Here is a 17,933-nt window from a genome sequence, read left to right as displayed (position 1 = left end):
GTCTTCGCGCTTCTTTACGTCAAGCCGGGGCCGCGCTCCAAGCGGTGGTTGGGTGCACGGGGCTGAAAACGGAGAAAATGCCGATCCGCGACACGATCGGGCAGCTTGTGTTGCCCTTTGCGCACATGCCACGCTTCACGCGCGCGGATTTCGTGGCCGCGCCGTCCAACGCGGTCGCGCGCGCATGGCTTCTTGGCCGCACGGCATGGCCCGACCGGCGGCTTGCCCTGTGGGGCGCGCGCGGATGTGGCAAGACGCACCTGCTGGAAATATGGGCCGCCGAGCATGATGCCGTGCTGCTGTCGGGGCCGGACCTGACGCGCGCGGATGTCGCGCGCATCTTTGGCGCGGGACGCGGGTCGGGCATCGTGGCCATCGCGGTGGACGATGCCGAACGCTGCGGGGATGAACGCGCGGTGCTGCACCTGCTCAATGGCGCGCGCGAACATGGCATGGCCCTTGCCCTGAGTGGCCGCCGACCGCCCGCGCACTGGCCCGTCACATTGCCCGACCTTGGCAGCAGGCTGCGCGCGACCATGGCGGTGGAGGTGCGACAGCCCGAGGACATGCTGCTGCGTATCGTGCTGCTGCGCCTGCTGGCCGAACGCCAGATCGTCGTGGCCCCCGCCGTCGTGGACTGGCTGCTGCCGCGCCTGCCGCGCACGGCCGCAACCATGCTGGAGGTGGCGCGGCGGCTGGACCATGTGGCCCTTGCCACCGGGCGGGCGGTAACGCGCGCGATGGCGATCGCGGAACTGGGCGACCTGCTGGCGCATGACCCGGCCATGGCGGACATGGGGATGGACAGCGACCCGGATGCCGACGCCATCATGGTGGACGGGGCGGAATAGGCGCGCGCCCTCTGGTCAAGGTTCGGGCTGCTGGCCTAGTGTGGGTGGACCTGTCCTTCCGGCCATGCCCGTCCCCCGCACGCAGGCCCCCAATCGGGAGATCGAGTTCCTTGTCCAGACCTCCGCGCAAGTCAGCCTCCACCACCCCGGCGGCCGGGGATGGCAAAGACGCGCCGCGCCGTCCCGTGCGCCGGGCCCCGCGCGCCCGCACGCGCAAGGAGCCGCCCTCGCAGGCGCTGGTGGTGCATGAGCAGGTTGCGGAAGCGCCATGCCCCGGCATGAATTCGCCCGAACGCTTCATCAACCGTGAACTGTCATGGCTGGACTTCAACCAGCGCGTGGTGGACGAGGCGGACAACCCGCGCAACCCGCTGCTGGAACGGGTGCGGTTCCTGTCCATCAGCGCCAGCAACCTTGACGAATTCTACTCCGTGCGTGTCGCGGGCCTTGTCGGACAGGTGCGCGAGGGGCTGATCGCGCCGTCGCCCGATGGCCTGACCCCGGCGCAGCAACTTGTCGCGGTGCGCGAGCGTACCGCCCGCCTCCTGCATGAGCAGCAGCGCATCTGGCGCGACCTGCTGCATGAACTCTCCGGCGCGGGCATCGTGCTGTGTGACGAGGAGCAACTGGACACGGCGGAGCGCGAATGGCTCGACACCTGCTTCATGGAGCGTGTCTTCCCCGTGCTGACGCCGCTTGCGATCGACCCGGCCCATCCGCTGCCGTTCATTCCCAACATGGGAATCGCGCAGGCGCTGCGCCTGATGAACGCGCGCACCGGGCAGTTCGTGATGGAGGCGCTGATCCTGCTGCCCTCGCGCATCGAACGCTTCATCCGCATGCCCGATTCCCTGTCGCCGCCGGGACAGACGCGCTTCATCCTGCTCGAACGCCTGATCGTGATGTGCATCGGCCGCCTGTTCCCCGGCCTTGTCGCGGGCGAATGGGGCGTCATGCGCGTCGTGCGCGACACCGACGTGGAGTTCGAGGACGAGGCCGAGGACCTGGTCCGTTCGTATGAAAGCGCGCTGAAACGCCGGCGTCGCGGTGTGGTCATCCACCTCGATATCGAGGCGCGCATGCCCGAGGACCTTGCCCGGTCGATGGCGGCGTCCCTTGATGCCCCCCCGGACGAGGTGCTGGTGCAGTCGGGGCTGATCGGTGTCGTCGATCTCAAGCAGATGATCGTCGATGACCGGCCCGACCTCCTGTTCCCGCCCTATACGCCGCGTTTCCCCGAACGGATCATTGATTGCGGGGGCGACTGCTTTGCCGCGATCCGCGCGCGCGACATGATCGTGCACCACCCGTTCGAGAGTTTCGACGTGGTGGTGCAGTTCCTGCGGCAGGCGGCGCTGGACCCGGCGGTGGTGGCGATCAAGCAGACGCTGTACCGCACGTCGCGCGACAGCCCGATCGTCAAGGCCCTGATCGAGGCGGCGGAGGCGGGCAAGTCCGTCACCGCGATGGTCGAACTGCGCGCGCGTTTCGACGAGGAGGCGAACATCCGCCTTGCCCGCGCGCTGGAGGCGGCGGGCGTGCAGGTCGTGTTCGGCTTCTCCGACCTCAAGACCCATGCGAAGCTCAGCCTCGTCGTCCGGCGCGAGGGCGGGACGCTGCGCTCCTACGCGCATTTCGGGACCGGCAATTACCACCCGATCACGGCGCGCATCTATACCGACCTGTCGTTCTTCACCTGCGACCCGGAACTGGTGCGCGACTCGGCGCGGCTGTTCAATTACATGACCGGCTATGCCATGCCCGCGCGGATGGAGGCGATCGCCTTTTCCCCCGTGACCATCCGCTCCACCCTCAATGAACTGATCGATGCGGAAATCGAGCATGTGAAGGCCGGGCGGCCGGGGCGCATCTGGCTCAAGATGAACTCCCTTGTCGATCCGGGGCTGATCGACCGGCTTTATGCCGCGTCATGCGCGGGGGTGCATATCATGGCGGTGGTGCGCGGCATCTGCTGCCTGCGTCCGGGTGTGCCGGGCCTTTCGGAAAACATCCGGGTGAAGTCGATCGTGGGCCGCTTCCTCGAACATGCGCGCATCTATGCCTTTGGCAACGGGCATCGCCTGCCGTCGCGCAAGGCGAAACTCTACATCTCCTCGGCCGACTGGATGGTGCGCAATATGGACTGGCGGGTGGAAAGCATGGTGCCCATGCGCGACCCGGCGGTACATGACCGTGTGCTGAACCAGATCATGATGGCGGACCTGAAGGACAACCTCCAGTCATGGATATTGCAGCGAAATGGCGTATGGAGACGGCTGGAGCCGGGACGTGCGCCATTTTCGGCCCACGAATATTTCATGGAACATCCCTCGGGTGGTGGACGTGCCCCCGGTGATGGCGGTATCCGCGTCAGCGCATCACAGCCGTGGCACACGGAGCAGAGTATTGAGGATTAAACCAAGGACAGCAGCGTCATGGCCGGCATGAAAGACATCCCTGACGCACCGGCCCCCGCCACCATGGCCGGACCCCGGGCATGAGCGGCGCATCGGGGCAGGACCGTTCCGCCGTCATCGACCTGGGTTCCAATTCCGTGCGCCTGGTGGTGTTTGACGGGATTTCGCGCAACCCGGTGCCGATCTTCAACGAAAAGGTGGTGCTGCGCCTTGGCCGTGGCCTCAACGCGACGGGCCGCCTGAATGAAGAGGCGGTGCCGATGGCCATGGAGGTCATGGCCCGTTTCAACGCGATCGCGCGCGGCATGGATGCAAGCCCGTTCGAGGTGCTGGCCACGGCGGCGGTGCGTGATGCCACCAACGGGCCGGAATTCGTGGCCGGCCTGCGCGCACGCCTGCCCGGCGTGCCGATCCACATCCTGTCGGGGGAGCAGGAGGCCGATTATTCCGCCACCGGCGTGCTGTGCGGGATTCCCGATGCCGACGGGCTTGTGGCCGATATCGGTGGCGGTTCGCTGGAACTGATCCGGCTGGTGGGGGGGCAGAAACTCAATGCCTGCACGCTGCCGCTCGGGGTCATCCGCCTCAATGACCGCGCGCAGGGGGACCTTGCGCAGGCGCGACAGGTCGTGGACACCGACCTGTCGCAGATCGGATGGCTGGATGATGTGCGGGGACGGTCGCTGTATCTGGTGGGCGGCGGGTTCCGCGCGCTGGCGCGCCTGCAGATCGCGCGTACGTCCTATCCGCTCAATATCGTCCATCTTTACGAACTTGGCGCGGAAGCCGCGCGGGAGATGGCGGACTGGATCATCGGTTCGTCGCGCCGGACGCTTGAACGCCTGCCGGGGGTGCCGCGCAAGCGGCTGGAGGATGCGCCCTTTGCCGCCACCGTGCTGCGTCGCCTGATCCGCCGGGTGCAGCCTGCGCGCCTGGTCTTCTGCGTCGATGGCCTGCGGGAGGGATGGTACATGCGCAAGGTCGCGGCCGCCGTGGCCGACATGGACCCGCAGGAGGCCGTGGCGCGGGAGATGTGTGGCCGCCTGGGCCGCAGCATGACGCTGCCGCTGCGCCTTGCGACATGGACCGCGCCGCTTTTCCCCGGGGAGGGGGATGTGGCCCGTCGCCTGCGCCATGCCGCGTGCTGGATGTCGGATGTCGGGTCGTATGACCATCCCGAATACCGGGCGGAGCAGACCTACCTGCGGATCCTGCGCATGCAGGGGGTGGGATTTTCGCACGAGGCGCGCGCCTTCCTCGCCCTGACGCTGGCGGTGCGTTACGGCGTGGACATGGCGACGTCGTGCCTTGAACCGTCGCGCCTGCTGCTGGACGAGACGCAGTTCGCACGCGCACTGGTGCTGGGGCAGGCATTGCGCCTGGCCTACAGCGTCAGTGGCGGGACCGATGCGCTGCTGCGCGGGACGGAACTTGTGTTCGATGGGGACAGGCTGGTCCTGCGCTTTGCGTCGGGGCGGGCCGTGATACAGGGCGAAAGCGTGCGGCGCAGGCTGGATCGGCTGGGCAGCAGCCTGTCGGTCGCCACCGGGATCGAGGAATGCGCCTGACTCCGGGACCACACCGGAGGCAAACATTAAAAAGTTTTTGGTGAAGCTTTTTTCAAAAAGCTTCGAAGGACGCCGCCTTTTTGAAAAAAACCGGCACCCGGAAACTTTTATTCGTTTATCAATCACTTATCCATGGCGGGGGTATGATGCTGCTGGTGCGTGGCGGGACGGTGGTCACGGCGGAGGCTTCGTTCAGGATCGACGTCCTGTGTGGCGATGATGGCGAAATCGCCGCCATTGGCCCGTCGCTGGACATCCCGGCCGGCTGTGACGTGCTGGATGCGGGCGGCCTGCTGGTGATGCCTGGCGGGGTGGACCCGCATACCCGCATCGGCGCGGATGCACATCGCATGGCCAGTGTGGGACCGGCATTGCTGGCGGCGGGAACGACCACCGTGATCGACTGCGTCGCCGCGCCACGCGGGCAGGGCCTGCGGGCGGCATGGCGGGACTGGCGGCAGGCCGCGCGCGGGGCTGGGGTCGATGTGTCCGCCCATATGATGATCGGGCATTGGGATACGGATGTCGCGCGGGGCATGGCGGAGGTGACGCAGGCGTGCGGCGTGAACTCCTTTCGCCTGTCCTGCGGTGGGGCGATGGACGATACGCAGGTCATGGGCGTGATCGACCATGCGCTGGAACTGGGCGCGTTATGTGCGTTCGACGGCCATGGGGGGCAGGTCACGGCCTACCTGCGCGCGGGCCTGCACCGCGCCGGGATCGAGGGGGCGGAGGCGCAGGCCCTGTCCTGTGCCCCCCCGATCGAGGGAAGCGGCATTGCGCGTGCCATCATGATGGCGGGTGTGCTGGGTGCGCCGGTCCATGTCGGGCCGGTCTCCACGCGCGGCGCGGTGGACGCCATCGCCGCCGCGCGCCTGCGCGGGCAGCGCGTCAGTGCGGAGGTCCTGCCCCGGCATCTCGTGCTGGAGGGGGACGATCTGGACACATTGCCCTGCGATGACGGCCTGCCGCCGCTGCGCGATGGTGCGCAGCATGCGCCATTGTGGGGCGCGCTGGCGGCGGGTGTGCTGGGCATGAGTGCCAGCGGCGCGGGTGGGGATGGGACGGACGCCATGCCCGACCTTGCGGGGCGCATGGGGCTGTTGTGGCATCATGGGGTGTGTGCCGGTCGCCTGTCGGCGGAGGAATTCGTGGCCGTCACGTCGGCCAATGCGGCGCGCGCATTCAACATCCATCCCCGCAAGGGCGCGATCATGGTGGGGGCGGATGCCGACCTCCTGCTATGGGATCCGCAGGCACCGGCGCGGGCGCTGTCCCCGTGCCCGGGCGCGCCCACCGTGTCCGGCGCGGTCCGGCATGTGGTACGTGGCGGTGCCGTGGCGTGGTCCGTGACACATCCATGCGTGGCGGGTGGGGGGCAGCATGTTGACCGGCCCTGTTTCGGGCGGGACCTTGCCGCGCGCATCCGGCGCAGGGCGCACCTTGCGATGCAGGGGGGATAGCACGGATCGTCTTTTGCCGGTGCACTCTCTGGCGGTGTCGCGGGAATGAAGTATCATCGCGGGGCATGTTCCGTACCGCCTTGTCCCCATGGGGGCGCGGCGGTGCCGGATGCGATGGATGCTGGGGTGGACCTTGATGGGAGATGGCGTGCGATGCGCGATGGTGGAACGATGGCGTCACGCCGCCATGGTGGTTGCGGGCATGGTGAGGCCGCCCGTCGCGCCGCAGGGGTGGCATCATGAGTGAACCCGTCCTGCGCACCCCACGCATGATGCGCCTGCACGCGCGGGGGATTTCCTATTTCAACGCCGTGCGCGAATGCCGCTCCATCCGCGAGGCCGCGCGCCGCCTGAACGTCACGCCCTCCGCCCTGACCCGGCAGCTTGCGCAGATGGAGGCGGAGGTCGGCGCGCCGCTGTTCGACCGCCTGCCCGAAGGCATGGTCCTGACGGAGGTGGGGCGCATCATGGCGCGGCATATCGTGACCGTCATGCAGGACGCCGCCCGCACGGAGGAGCAGATCAACGCCCTGTCCGGCCGTCAGGACGGGAGGTTGCGGATCATGGCGGTGGAGGGCGTGACCGGGCAGCTCCTGCCGCCGCTGCTTGAACGGATCACGCGGATGTATCCGGCCGTGGACCTGAATGTGGAAATCGGCTCGCCCAAGAACATCGTCTCCGCCCTGCAGGATGGCAGCGTGGACCTTGGCATCGCGTTTTCACTGGCGCTGTATCCCGATTTGCGCCGTGTCGCGGTGGCGCATTTCCCGGTCGGCGCGGTGGTGCGGCCCGACCATCCCGTCGCGCACCTGCGCACCGTCACGATCGAGGAATGTGTCCGCCATCGCCTGATCCTGCCGACGCGCACCCTGTCGCTGTACCGTGTCATGGAACCGATGCTGCGCCCGTGGCACGAACACCTGCATGTCGTGCTGCATACAGGTTCCATCGAACTGACCAATCGCATGGTCGCCGCCGGCAGCGGCCTTGCGTTCCAGTCGCCCCTGGCGGTGGAGATGCAGGCCGGGCATGAACGCCTGTGCCATGTGCCGCTGCGCGATACGCGCGCGGTGACGGACCTTGGGGTTTATGTGCGGGAATCGCGCTGGCTGCCGCCATTGCTGGAAACGGTGATCGAGGAACTGCGCCAGGAACTGCGCCGCATTCAGGGCGTGGGGGACGAACAGGTCCTGTAAGCACCTGTCCGGGCCTGCTGTTCTGTTTTCGGAAACAGAATGGTCAAATCATTCTACTGGACGAAACAGACGCCTGCCTGATTACACTGGTTCCATCAACGGTGCGGTTGGGGGGACAGCCTGGCATGGCGTCGGGGGACGCCATGGCCGCTGCATCGGTAACGACGCGAATGACGGTGGGACAGGCAGATGACGATGCACGGACATGACGGCACGGACGCACGCGATGGTCTTGACGCGCTCGGCAGGGCCGTGCGCCGTGACCTCGGGGTCATTGGCTATCCCCGGCGCGAATGGGTGCCGCCGCGCTATCATGACGGGCGGCGCGTGCTGGATGTCGCGATCATCGGCGCGGGACAGGGCGGCCTTGCCACGGCCTTTGCGCTCAAGCGCGGCAGCATCGACAACGTGCAGGTGTTCGACCGTGCCCCGCGCGGGGGGGAGGGGCCATGGGTCACGTTCGCGCGCATGATTACCCTGCGCACGCCCAAATATGTCACCGGCCCCGACCTTGGCGTGCCCAGCCTGACGCCGCGTGCATGGTTCGAGGCGCGTTATGGCGTGCAGGCGTGGGAAAAGCTCGACAAGATCCCGCGTCAGGACTGGCAGGCCTATCTGGACTGGTATCGCGACATCCTCGACCTGCCGGTCGCCAATGACCATGCGTTCGAAGGGGTAACGTGGGAAGACGGCCTGCTGCGCCTGTCGTTTCGCACCGCGTCGGGGGAACGGCAGGTCCATTACGCGCGCAAGCTGGTGCTCGCGACCGGGATCGAGGGATGTGGCGAATGGCATGTGCCCGCCTTCATCCGCGACAGCCTGCCGCGCGAACGCTTTGCCCATACGTCCGAATCCATTGATTTCGCCGCCCTGAAGGGCAGGCGCGTGGGCGTGCTGGGTGCGGGGGCTTCGGCCTTCGACAATGCCGCCACCGCGCTCGAGGCCGGGGCCGGGTCGGTCACGCTATGCCTGCGCCGCCGGGAAATCCCTTCGATCAACCCGTACCGCTGGATGGAGAATACGGGCTTCCTCGCCTATTTCTGCGCGCTGGAGGACCGGCTTCGCTGGGGCTTCATGCGGCGCATCTTCGAACTGAACCAGCCACCGCCGCAGGACACGTTCTGGCGTTGCCGCAGGCATGCGAATTTCGCCTATCACACCGGATGCCCGTGGCAGGGCGTGTCCATGCGCGGGGACGAGATCGTGGTGCAGACCCCGAAGGGGGAGATGACGTTCGATTTCGTCATCATCGGCACCGGTTTCGCCGTGGACCTGTCGCGCCGTCCCGAAACCCGTTCGTTCGCGCATGCCGTGGCATTGTGGGGGGAGCGCTATACCCCGCCCGCGGGCGAGGAAAGCGAGGTTCTGGGCGCCTATCCCTACCTTGGGGAGCGGTACCAGTTCGTCGCGCGCGACCCGGCCGACCCGCTGGCGCCGATGCTGGCGAACATCCACAACTTCACCTTCTCCGCCACGCCGAGCATGGGGCTGTCGGGTGCTTCCATCAGCGGCATGCGCTTCGGCGTCGAGCGTCTGGCGCAGGGCATCGGGCGCGACCTGTATGTCGCGGACGGTCAGGCCCACCTCGACAGCCTGCTGTCCTATGACACGCCCGAACTGATCAGCCTTGACCCCCCCGCATGTGATCCCGTCTAAAAGAAACCGGTAAACGACACAGATCTCCGGGAGACGAAGCGCATGAGCAGCCCCATGAATGACGATGCGGTGCCACCACCGATGCCGGTGGCGCAGGGCGGCGATGACATCTTTCCAGTGGTGCAGGCCGCGCGCTGCATCGGGCTTGCCGTCCCGCCGGCCTGCATGAACGACGTGGCCGCGAATGCCGCGCTGCTGCAGGGATATGCCGACCTGCTGAACGGGTTTGTCCTGCCCGATACGTGCGAACCGGCAGGGGAGTACACCCCGTGACGCAGGCACACGACACGCGCCACCCCACCGGGGCGTTGCAGATCGCAAGTGACGTCCGCGCGGGACGGCGCAGCGCCGTTTCCGTCATTACCGGCGTCATCGCCGATATCGAGGCACGCGACACCCGTTTCAACAGCGTGACGCGCATCTTCGGCCCCGCCGCCGTGGCGCGCGCCGAACAGATCGACCAGCGCATCGCCCGGGGCGAGGACCCCGGCGTGCTGGCGGGCGTGCCGTTCGGGGTCAAGGACCTGTTCGACATCCGGGGCGAGGTGACGACGGCAGGCTCCATCGTCCTGCGTGGCAACCCGCCCGCGACGCACGATGCAACGGTCGTCGCGCGCCTTCAGGCGCAGGGCGCGATCGCGGTGGCCAGCCTGAACATGGACGAGTTCGCCTATGGCTTCTCCACGGAGAACGCGCATACCGGCACGACGCGCAACCCGCATGACACCGCCTGCCTTGCCGGTGGGTCGTCGGGTGGTTCGGCGGCGGCGGTGGCGGCGGGACTGATGCCGTTCACGCTGGGGTCGGACACCAATGGCTCCATCCGCCTGCCGGCCGCGCTGTGCGGTGTATGGGGGCTGAAGCCGACATTCGGCCGCATTCCGCGTGAAGGCGCCTATCCCTTTGCCGCCAGCCTTGATGTCGTGGGACCGATGGCGGACACGGTGGAGGACCTGCGCGCCGTGTTCGCGGTCATGGACGGCCGCGCGCCCGATGCGCTGCCCGATGTCGCGTCGCTGCGGATCGCGCGGCTTGGCGGATGGTTCGCGCGCAATATCGATGCCGGTTTCGTTGCCGCCATTGACGAAGTGATGCGCCACCTGGGCAGCACGACGGTCGTCGAACTGCCCGAGGCCGCGCGTGCGCGCGCCGCATCCTTCCTGATTACCGCGGCCGAGGGCGGCAGCCTGCATCTGGCGCGCCTGCGCCAGCGCGCGATGCAGTACGACCCCGCCACGCGCAGCCGCCTGATGGCGGGTGCGATGCTGCCGTCGGCCACCCTGGTGCAGGCGCAGCGCTTCCGTCGCTGGTTTCGTGCGCGCATCCATGAACTGTTCAGCCAGCATGACGTTCTGGTGGCACCCGCGACTGTGGGCCCCGCGCCGCGCATCGACCAGCCGACCATCATGGTCGAGGGGCGGGAGGTTCCGGCCCGCGCCAACCTTGGCCTGTTCACCCAGCCCATCAGCCTTGCGGGGGTGCCGGTGCTGTCCGCGCCGCTGGCGCATCCGTCGGGCCTGCCGCTGGGGCTGCAACTGATCGGTGCGCCGGGGGCGGAGGCCGCCCTGTTCGCCGTGGCCGGGGAACTGCAACGCGCGGGACTTGCCCGCTGCACACCGCTGACCACGGGGGGCTGACCGACCATGCTCAACACGCCGCGTTCGTGCCGGGGGATGGTGACATCGCCCCATCACCTCGCCAGCCAGGCAGGGCTGGATATCCTCAAGGCCGGGGGCACGGCGATCGAGGCCGCCGTTGCCACGGCGGCGGCGCTGGCGGTGGTCTATCCGCACATGACCGGCATTGGCGGCGATGCGTTCTGGCTGACGCTGTGGCCGGACGGGCGTGCGGAAAGCATCGACGCCAGCGGGGCGGCGGCCATGAAGGCCGACGTTGCGTTCTACCGCAATGCCGGGATGGACCGTATCCCGTGGCGTGGGCCGCTGGCGGCGAACACGGTCGCGGGCACGGTGTCCGGGTGGGACATGGCCCTGTCATGGAGCCATGCGCTACAGCCCGGGCTGCCGCTTGGCCGGGTGCTGCGCGATGCGATCTATTACGCCGAACAGGGTGTTCCGGTCACGGCGGGGATGGCGGACATCACGCGCGCCAAGGTCGATGAACTGCGCGCCGTCCCCGGTTTCGCCGATCAGTTCATGCCAGCAGGCCGCCTGCCGCAGGCGGGCGACATCCTGCACAACCCGCGCCTTGCCCGCACGCTGCGCGCGCTGGCGGACGAGGGGCTGGACAGTTTCTATCGCGGGCGTATCGCCGCCGACCTTGCTGCCGACCTTTCGGCGCTGGGCAGTCCGCTTGCGCTGTCGGACCTGCAATCTCATCGTGCCGTGCACCAGCCTGCGCTGCATGCACGCATCCGTGGGGCGGACCTCTATAACGTGGCGCCGCCGACGCAGGGCGTGGCCTCCCTGCTGATCCTGTCGCTGTTCGACCGCCTGCGCGCGGCGAAGGTGGACAGCTACGACTACATGCATACGCTGGTGGAGGCGACGAAGCTTGCCTTCCGTTATCGCGACACGCATGTGGGCGACCCGGCGCTGATGACGGTGCAGGCGCAGGATATCCTTGATGATGCGGGCGCGCTGGACCGGATGGCGGCCTCCATCGACCCGCAGCGCGCGGCCCCGTGGCCCCACCCGTCGCAGGCGGGCGATACGGTGTGGCTGGGCGTGATCGATTCCGACGGGCTTGCCGTCAGCATGATCCAGAGCCTGTATTTCGAATATGGATCGGGCGTCGTCCTGCCGCGCACCGGCGTGGTGTGGCAGAACCGGGGTACCAGTTTCGGCATGGATCCCGACGGGTGGAACGGTCTGCGTCCGGGGCGCAAGCCGTTCCATACCCTCAATCCGGCAGGCGCGCGCCTCGATGACGGGCGGACCATGGTCTATGGCACCATGGGGGGCGAGGGGCAGCCACAGACGCAGGCGGCCGTCTTCACCCGCTATGCCTGCTATGGCGTACCGCTGCAGCGTGCGGTCACCGCGCCGCGCTGGCTGCTGGGCCGGACATGGGGGGAGGAAAGCGTCAGCCTGAAATACGAGGACCGCTTTGACCCCGAACTGATTGCGCGCATGCAGGCCGCAGGTCACCAGATGGAGCGGATGGGACCGTTCACCTCCACCATGGGGCATGCGGGCGCACTGGTGCGGCATGACAGGACCGGCCTGATCGAAGGGGCCACCGACCCGCGCAGCGACGGAGGCGTGGCAGCATGGTAGGATTGTCGCCGATTTCCGCGCTTCCTCCCTCGGGCCAGCGCGCCGTGGCGCGGTGTGACCTGCTGGGACGCGCGCCCTATTCCGATGACACGGATGGCCTGTTCCGTCCCTACCTCGGGGCGGGGTATCGCGCGACGCTGGACCGCATCGCGGGATGGATGGATGAGGCCGGCATGTCCGTGCGCGTCGATGCCGTGGGCAATGTGGTGGGACGTTACGAAGGCACTGTGCCCGATGCACCGTCGCTGCTGATCGGTTCGCACGTGGACAGCGTGCGCAATGGTGGCCGGTATGACGGGATGCTGGGCGTCATCCTCGGGGTTGAGGTGGTGGCCGGTTTCGCGCGGGCCGGACGGCGCTTTCCCTTCGCGATCGAAGTGATCGGGTTCGGGGATGAGGAAGGGTCGCGCTTTCCCGCCGCCATGCTGACCTCGCGCACGGTGGCGGGGGTGCGTGACGGGTTCGACCTGTCGATGGCCGATCGTGACGGGATCACGCTGGCCGAGGCACTGGCGGAATTCGGCCTCGACCTTGCCACGATCGACGAAGCCCGGATCGCCCCCGATCGCGTGCTGGCCTATGTCGAGGCGCATATCGAGCAGGGGCCGGTGCTGGAGGCCGAAGGCCGCGCCGTGGGCGTGGTCAGCGCGATCGCGGCACAGCACCGTTACCGTGTGACGATGCAGGGCATGGCGGGCCATGCGGGCACGATCGCCATGCACCTGCGCCGCGATGCGCTGGCGGCGGCGGCGGAGGCGATCGGCACGGTGGAACGGGTTGGCAATGCAGGCCCCGCCGACCTTGTCGCGACGGTGGGACGGCTTGAGGTACAGCCCGGCGCGGCCAATGTCGTGCCCGGCGACGTGATGTTCACCATCGACGTCCGTGCGGGCACCAATGCGGTGCGTGACGCGGCGGCGCGTGCCATCATCGACGACATCCGCCAGATTGCCGCCCGGCGTGACATCACCCTTGATGTCACGTTGCAGCAGGATCTTGACGCCACCCCGTGCGATCCGCGCCTGACCGTCCTGATGGAACAGGCGGTGGCGGACGTGACCGGGGTGCCCGCGCGCGTGCTGGTCAGTGGCGCGGGCCATGATGCGATGGTCATGGCGCACCGTGTCCCCGTCTCCATGCTGTTCATCCGTTGTGAAAAGGGCATCAGCCACAACCCCGCCGAAGCCGTGACGGCGGCGGATGTGGAGGTCGCCCTGCGCGCGCTGACGGATTTCGTGTGCCTTTTTGAAAGACGTTCCTGATGACACAGAACATTTTTGGCCAGATCGACCCTCCCGCACGCATGTTGATGGGACCGGGGCCGGTCAACGTTCATCCGCGCGTGCTGCGCGCCATGGCCGCCGACATGCTGGGGCAGTTCGACCCGGAAATGACGGACTACATGAACCAGACGATGGCGCTGTACCGTACGGTCTTCATGACCGAAAACCGCTGGACGTTCCTGGTCGATGGCACGGCCCGCGCGGGGATCGAGGCGGCGCTGGTCTCGCTGCTGGAACCGGGATCTCGGCTGCTGATCGTGCGGGCGGGGCGGTTCGGGCTGCTGCTGTCGGAAATCGCGCAGCGGATCGGTGCGGAAATTTTTACCATCGACATCCCGTGGGGCGAGGTCGCGACCCTGAAACAGATCGAGGACGGCATCATCGCGCACCGCCCCAACGTGCTGGCGTGCATCCATGGCGATACATCGACCACTATGGCGCAGCCACTCGACGGGGTGGGGGAACTGTGCCGCAGGCATGATGTCCTGTCCTATGTCGATGCGACGGCGACGCTGGGCGGGATGCCGGTTGCAACCGACCGGTGGGGCGTGGATATCGTGACGGGCGGGTTGCAGAAATGCATGGGGGGGCCGCCGGGGTCCTCGCCCATCACGATTTCGGATCGTGCCGCCGCATACATCATGTCGCGCCGCCATGTGGAGGCCGGGATCCGCAGCGCGAATACCACGGACGGGACGCGCGCGCGTATTGCCTCGAACTATTTCGACCTGTCCATGATCATGGATTACTGGTCCGAAAAGCGCCTGAACCACCATACCGAAGCGACCAGCATGCTGTATGCCGCGCGCGAGGCCGCGCGCATCATGGTCGAGGAAGGGCTGGAGGCGCGTTTCGCCCGCCATGCCGCAGCCTCCCGCGCGATGGGGGCGGGCCTGCGTGCGATGGGACTGACCCTGTTCGGCAGTGACGCACACCGCATGGCCAACGTGACCGGTGTGTACATCCCCGAAGGTATCGATGGGGAGAAGGTGCGCGCGCGTATGCGCGAGGATTTCGAGATCGAGATCGGTTCCGCCTTTGGTCCCCTGCAGGGCCGGATCTGGCGGATTGGTGCCATGGGCTACAACGCGGCGAAGAACAGGGTGCTGCTTACGCTTGGCGCGCTGGAGGCGGTGCTGCGCCAGGAGGGGCATGGCCTTGTCTCCGGCCGTGCCGTGGATGCGGCCCTTGCGGAATATGGGGAGTGATGTGATGGAGCAGCCCAACGGATATCCGCGTGACCTGGTCGGCTATGCCGGGTCACCGCCTGACCCGAAATGGCCCGGTGGCGCGCGTATCGCGGTGCAGTTCGTCATCAATTATGAAGAGGGCGCCGAAAATTCCATCCTGCATGGCGATCGCGGGTCGGAGGCGTTCCTGTCGGAAATGATCGGCGCGCCGTCGATCCCCGGTGCGCGCGCGATCGCGATGGAAAGCCTGTATGAATATGGTGCACGGGCCGGGTTCTGGCGCCTGCACCGGATTTTCACGCAGCGTAAGCAGCCTGTGACGGTGTTCGGTGTCGCGATGGCCATGGCCCGCAATCCCGACGCGGTGCGTGCGATGAAGGATGCCGGGTGGGAAATCGCCTCCCACGGGTTGCGCTGGATCGATTACCAGCACATCCCCGAAGCGGTGGAGCGCGCACATATCGCCGAATGCATCGCCCTGCATACGCAGGTGACGGGTTCGCGCCCGCTGGGCTGGTACCAGGGCCGCACCAGTCCCAATACCGCGCGTCTGGTCGCGCAGGAAGGCGGATTTGTCTATGACGCCGATTCCTATGCCGATGACCTGCCGTACTATGACCGCAGCAATGGCCGGGCGCAGTTGATCGTGCCCTATACGCTCGATGTGAATGACATGCGTTTCGTCGCCCTGAACGGCTTTACCGAAGGGGAGCAGTTCTTCAACTACCTGCGCGACACGTTCGACGAACTGTATGAGGAAGGGGCCGCCGCGCCAAAGATGATGTCGGTGGGACTGCATTGCCGTGTGGCGGGGCGTCCGGGGCGTGCGCGCGCCGTGGCGCGGTTCCTTGACTACATCGCCAGCAGGGAACAGGTCTGGGTTGCGACCCGGCTGGACATCGCGCGTCACTGGCTTGCGGTGCATCCGGCATGACATTGGCCATTGCACGCGCCAATGCGCTGGACGAGGCACGTTTCATCGAACTGTTCGGCCCGATGTTCGAACATTCCCCATGGGTGGCGGAACAGGCGCTGGACTACCGGCCCTTCGATGACGCAGCGCACATGCTGCGCGTCATGGAGCATGAAATGCGCCGCGCCACCGATGCGCAGCAGATGGCCCTGATCCGCGCGCATCCCGAACTTGCGCGGCGGGCCGGGGTGGATCCGACACTGACGGATGCGTCCGCCACCGAACAGGCCTCGGCCGGGCTGGATCGCCTGACGCCGGAGGAATTCGCCCGGTTCCGGACGCTTAACGACGCCTATGCGGCCAAATTCGGCATCCCGTTCATCATCTGTGTCCGCCTGTCGGACAAGGCGCGGATCCTGGGCGAGATGGAGCGGCGGCTGGCGCATGACCCGGAGACGGAGATTGCCACGGCCCTTGATGAAATCGCGAAGATCGCGGCCCTGCGGCAGGCAGATATCCTCAAACGGCTGGAGGACGCACCATGAGCACCCTTTCGACCCATGTGCTCGACCTTGTTTCGGGGCAGCCGGCAGCGGGAATGGAAATTACCCTGTGGTCGGGTAATGAGCGCCTCTTTGCCGGTGTGACGAACACGGACGGGCGCTGCCCCGACCTGTCGGCGGCGGTGGGGGATATGAAAGCCGGGAATTACCGGCTGGAATTCGGGGTCGCGACCTATTTCCGGGGGCGCGGCGTGGCGCTGTCGGACCCGCCGTTCCTTGATGTCGTGCCGATCGCATTCGGCATGGCGCAGTGCGCGGCGGGGGAGAAGGGGGGGCATTACCATGTGCCGCTTCTGGTTTCGCCCTACGGGTTTTCGACCTATCGCGGAAGCTGACTGGCCTTTGTCCCAAAAGGGTGCGTTCTTCGAAGCTTTTTGAAAAAAGCTTCACCAAAAACTTTTGATATTTTTATGCGGGCTTTTGGGCGGGGGTGCCAGAACACGAAAAAGGGCCGTGGCAGGTGATGCCACGGCCCTTTTTTACCTGTCCCGCAACGGCAATGCGCCATTGCGGGAACGGGCAGGAAAGATCAGACCAGCGCCTGCTTCAGCGCGGCCGTCAGGTCGGTCGTGGTCGCCTTGCCGCCAAGGTCGCCCGTGCGCACCGCGCCGGAGGTGATGACCTTGTTGATGGCGCTGTCGATGCGGTCGGCCAGGTCCTTGCGGCCGACATGCTGCAGCATCATGTTCGCCGCCAGCAGCAGCGCGGTCGGGTTGGCCTTGTTCTGGCCCGCGATGTCGGGGGCGGACCCATGGACCGCCTCGAACACGGCGGCCTTTTCACCGATGTTCGCGCCGGGGGCGAGGCCGAGGCCACCGACCAGGCCCGCCGTCAGGTCGGACAGGATGTCACCGAACAGGTTGGTGGTGACAATGCAGTCGAACTGCCACGGATCGGTCACAAGCTGCATGGCGCAGGCATCGACGATGCGCTCGTTCACTTCGACGCGGCCTTCATATTCCTTCGCGACCTTGCGGCCTTCCTCAAGGAACAGGCCGGTCAGCAGCTTCAGGATGTTGGCCTTGTGCACCAGCGTCACGCGCTTGCGGTTGTTCTTGACCGCGTATTCAAAGGCATAGCGGACGATGCGGTTGCATTCCGCGCGCGAGGTGTAGCCAGCACTGGTGGCGATGGCATGCGGGTCATCACCGACCGGGATGTAGTTTTCGAGCGCGGCGTAGTAGCCCTCGAGGTTCTCGCGGAAGATGACGAGGTTGATGTTGTCGAAGCGGCCGCCCGGCACGATCGTCTTTGTGGGACGAACATTCGCGAACAGGCCGAACTCCTGACGCAGTGTCACGTTGATGGACTTGAAGCCACCACCGACGGGGGTGGTCAGCGGACCCTTCAGCGCGAGGCCGGTGCGACGGATGCTTTCGATGGTTTCCTTGGGGAGCGGGCTGCCGGTGGCGTCAAGGGCGGCCACACCGCCGAGCGCCTTCTCCCACTTGAACGGTGCGCCGACGGCGTCAAGGATTTCGATGACGGAGTCAACAATTTCGGGGCCGATCCCGTCGCCGGGGATCAGGGTGGCGGGAATTGTTTTTTCTGCGGACATTTTGAACGTCTCCCTATCGTGCTTGCACCTGACTGC

At 66.9% G+C, this 17,933-nt stretch carries 16 protein-coding genes; 15 read left to right on the top strand and 1 reads right to left on the bottom strand.

The window, feature by feature from the left end; translation table 11 throughout:
- Nucleotides 1-77: 77 nt before the first annotated feature.
- The 15 genes from HNH97_RS08450 (at nt 78) to uraH (ending at nt 16,674) form a co-directional block, all read left to right on the top strand.
- Nucleotides 78-851, top strand: a complete 774-nt coding sequence (locus HNH97_RS08450; RefSeq protein WP_227744539.1) for a P-loop NTPase family protein — start codon at nt 78-80, stop codon at nt 849-851.
- A 278-nt stretch (nt 852-1,129) separates the two neighbouring features.
- Complete coding sequence (locus HNH97_RS08445) at nt 1,130-3,268, top strand: RNA degradosome polyphosphate kinase (protein WP_227744541.1); 2,139 nt, start codon at nt 1,130-1,132, stop codon at nt 3,266-3,268.
- Nucleotides 3,269-3,348: 80 nt separating this feature from the next.
- A complete protein-coding gene (locus HNH97_RS08440) occupies nt 3,349-4,836 on the top strand; it encodes a Ppx/GppA family phosphatase (RefSeq protein ID WP_110913693.1) in 1,488 nt (495 codons plus the stop codon).
- Between the two features lie 143 nt (nt 4,837-4,979).
- A complete protein-coding gene (locus HNH97_RS08435; protein ID WP_244949365.1) occupies nt 4,980-6,299 on the top strand; it encodes an amidohydrolase family protein in 1,320 nt (439 codons plus the stop codon).
- Nucleotides 6,300-6,344: 45 nt separating this feature from the next.
- Nucleotides 6,345-6,542 (top strand): hypothetical protein, encoded by a 198-nt coding sequence (locus HNH97_RS08430; RefSeq protein WP_171790585.1) that lies wholly within the window; start codon nt 6,345-6,347, stop codon nt 6,540-6,542.
- Nucleotides 6,539-7,495 (top strand): LysR family transcriptional regulator, encoded by a 957-nt coding sequence (locus HNH97_RS08425; RefSeq protein ID WP_110913694.1) that lies wholly within the window; start codon nt 6,539-6,541, stop codon nt 7,493-7,495. Before HNH97_RS08430 ends, HNH97_RS08425 begins: the two co-directional genes overlap by 4 nt.
- Nucleotides 7,496-7,684: 189 nt before the next feature.
- Complete coding sequence (locus tag HNH97_RS08420) at nt 7,685-9,151, top strand: NAD(P)-binding domain-containing protein (protein WP_171790584.1); 1,467 nt, start codon at nt 7,685-7,687, stop codon at nt 9,149-9,151.
- Between the two features lie 42 nt (nt 9,152-9,193).
- Nucleotides 9,194-9,424 carry a DUF4089 domain-containing protein gene (locus HNH97_RS08415; RefSeq protein WP_407716838.1) on the top strand — a complete coding sequence of 77 codons (231 nt, stop codon included), beginning with the start codon at nt 9,194-9,196 and terminating at the stop codon, nt 9,422-9,424.
- Nucleotides 9,421-10,788, top strand: a complete 1,368-nt coding sequence (locus tag HNH97_RS08410) for an AtzE family amidohydrolase (protein ID WP_171790583.1) — start codon at nt 9,421-9,423, stop codon at nt 10,786-10,788. The genes HNH97_RS08415 and HNH97_RS08410 overlap by 4 nt, the downstream gene beginning before the upstream one ends.
- 6 nt (nt 10,789-10,794) lie before the next feature.
- On the top strand, nt 10,795-12,390 hold the full coding sequence (locus HNH97_RS08405) for a gamma-glutamyltransferase family protein (RefSeq protein WP_171790582.1): 1,596 nt from the start codon (nt 10,795-10,797) through the stop codon (nt 12,388-12,390).
- Nucleotides 12,384-13,652 (top strand): allantoate amidohydrolase, encoded by a 1,269-nt coding sequence (locus HNH97_RS08400; protein ID WP_171790581.1) that lies wholly within the window; start codon nt 12,384-12,386, stop codon nt 13,650-13,652. The genes HNH97_RS08405 and HNH97_RS08400 overlap by 7 nt, the downstream gene beginning before the upstream one ends.
- The gene (locus HNH97_RS08395) at nt 13,652-14,881 is read left to right on the top strand and encodes a pyridoxal-phosphate-dependent aminotransferase family protein (protein WP_171790580.1); all 1,230 of its coding nucleotides are present in this window, start codon (nt 13,652-13,654) and stop codon (nt 14,879-14,881) included. The genes HNH97_RS08400 and HNH97_RS08395 overlap by 1 nt, the downstream gene beginning before the upstream one ends.
- 4 nt (nt 14,882-14,885) lie before the next feature.
- Complete coding sequence (gene puuE, locus HNH97_RS08390; RefSeq protein WP_171790579.1) at nt 14,886-15,797, top strand: allantoinase PuuE; 912 nt, start codon at nt 14,886-14,888, stop codon at nt 15,795-15,797.
- Nucleotides 15,794-16,321 (top strand): 2-oxo-4-hydroxy-4-carboxy-5-ureidoimidazoline decarboxylase, encoded by a 528-nt coding sequence (gene uraD, locus HNH97_RS08385; protein ID WP_171790578.1) that lies wholly within the window; start codon nt 15,794-15,796, stop codon nt 16,319-16,321. The genes puuE and uraD overlap by 4 nt, the downstream gene beginning before the upstream one ends.
- On the top strand, nt 16,318-16,674 hold the full coding sequence (uraH, locus tag HNH97_RS08380; protein ID WP_171790577.1) for a hydroxyisourate hydrolase: 357 nt from the start codon (nt 16,318-16,320) through the stop codon (nt 16,672-16,674). The genes uraD and uraH overlap by 4 nt, the downstream gene beginning before the upstream one ends.
- 194 nt (nt 16,675-16,868) lie before the next feature.
- Here the strand turns inward: uraH and HNH97_RS08375 are convergent, their stop codons facing one another.
- On the bottom strand, nt 16,869-17,897 hold the full coding sequence (locus tag HNH97_RS08375; protein WP_110527166.1) for an isocitrate/isopropylmalate dehydrogenase family protein: 1,029 nt from the start codon (nt 17,895-17,897) through the stop codon (nt 16,869-16,871).
- Nucleotides 17,898-17,933: the final 36 nt, after the last annotated feature.

The sequence above is a fragment of the Gluconacetobacter entanii genome (genome assembly GCF_013155425.1).
Classification (GTDB): domain Bacteria; phylum Pseudomonadota; class Alphaproteobacteria; order Acetobacterales; family Acetobacteraceae; genus Novacetimonas; species Novacetimonas entanii.
The sequence above is the reverse complement of the archived record's forward strand: the minus strand, read 5'-3'. Positions and strand labels throughout refer to the sequence as shown.